The organism is Microbacterium sp. Bi128 (assembly GCF_918698205.1).
The window spans coordinates 1-1,255 of record NZ_CAKKMM010001449.1 but is presented as its reverse complement, the minus strand read 5'-3'; the positions used below and the strand labels follow the sequence as shown (position 1 = coordinate 1,255).

The 1,255-nt window shown below is 66.0% G+C and carries 1 protein-coding gene and 2 pseudogenes; all 3 read right to left on the bottom strand.

All coding sequences use genetic code 11. The annotated features are described in order from the left end of the window. A pseudogene (locus tag LQV45_RS35840) lies at positions 1-89 on the bottom strand (short-chain dehydrogenase); the annotation flags it as partial. 36 nt (positions 90-125) lie between these two features. Continuing rightward, positions 126-1,112: a 3-hydroxyacyl-CoA dehydrogenase family protein gene (locus LQV45_RS33585; protein ID WP_230012119.1), complete on the bottom strand. Its 987-nt coding sequence runs from the start codon at positions 1,110-1,112 to the stop codon at positions 126-128. A 2-nt stretch (positions 1,113-1,114) separates the two neighbouring features. Next, positions 1,115-1,255 (bottom strand): annotated as a pseudogene (locus LQV45_RS33580) (D-erythrulose-4-phosphate isomerase 1); the annotation flags it as partial.

Below are 1,255 nucleotides of genomic sequence, written 5' to 3'. Positions count from 1 at the left end.
GCCAGGTAGCTGGCGGTGGCGCGGCCGATGCCGCGCTCGGACACGGCGCCGGTGATGATGGCGGTGCGTTCTGTGGGGAAATTGCTCATGGGAAGGCTCCTGAAGTGAAAGAGGAAGATGCGGAATCAGCTGATGGGGGCGGGGCCGAGCTCGTCGATGAGCTTCTGCATGGCCACGTACGCCTTGTTCCGGTAGGCGATCAGTTCCGGCGTGCGCTCCGCCGGGACGTTGAGGAAGCCGGCCCCGGTCTTGGTGCCCAGCTTTCCGGCCTCCACCAGATCGGTGAGGATCTTCGGCGTCGCGAACCGTTCCGGGAAATCGGTCTGGAGGGACTTGTAGCAGAAGTTGTAGACGTCCAGCCCGGCCATGTCGGCGATCGCGAAGGGCCCGAAGAACGGCAGCCGGAAGCCGAAGGTGGTGCGGACCAGGGTGTCGACGTCCTCCGCGGTCGCGATCTCCTGTTCCACCAGCTGGGCGGCCTCGTGGAACAGCGCGTACTGGAGCCGGTTGAGCACGAAGCCGGTGACGTCCTTGACGACGGCGGTCTGCTTGTTGGCCGCGTGCACGAGGTCGCGGACGGTGCCGACCGTCGCGGCCGAGGTGCCGGCATGGGGGATGATTTCCACGCCCGGGATGAACGGGGACGGGTTGGAGAAGTGCACGCCCAGGAAGCGTTCCGGGTTGGTGACCGGCTCGGACAGGTCCGCGATGGAGATCGTAGACGTGTTGGACCCGATGATGGCGTCCGGGCGGGCGGCCGCGCTGATGCGGGCGCGGGTCTGGTGCTTGATCTCGATGACTTCGGGGACGGCTTCTTCGCTGAAGTCGACGTCCGCCACGGCCTCCTCGATGTCCTTGGCGGGCCAGAGGTTTTCCTTCAGGATTGCGGTGGCGCCTTCCGGGAAGAGCCCGGCGGCAACGAATTCGTCGGATTCGGCCAGGAGCCGCTCGTAATTCTTCTGGGCCACTTCCGCGGACACATCCGCGAGCGCCACCCGGGCGCCACCAAGTGCCAGGACCTGTGCGATCCCGCCACCCATGTAGCCGGAGCCGACGACGGCGATCTTGCGGGCGGCGTTGATGGCGGCTGCGGTTGCTGTTGATTCGGTCATGTTCAGACTGCCTTCGTGTATTCGGGTTCGTACGAGCAGATGGCGTCCACCTTCGCGGCGGAGGAGGAGTTTTCGTCGAAGCGGTGGCTCAGCCATTCGCCCACGCGCTTCTTGGCCAGTTCCAGCGCGATGACGCGCTGCCC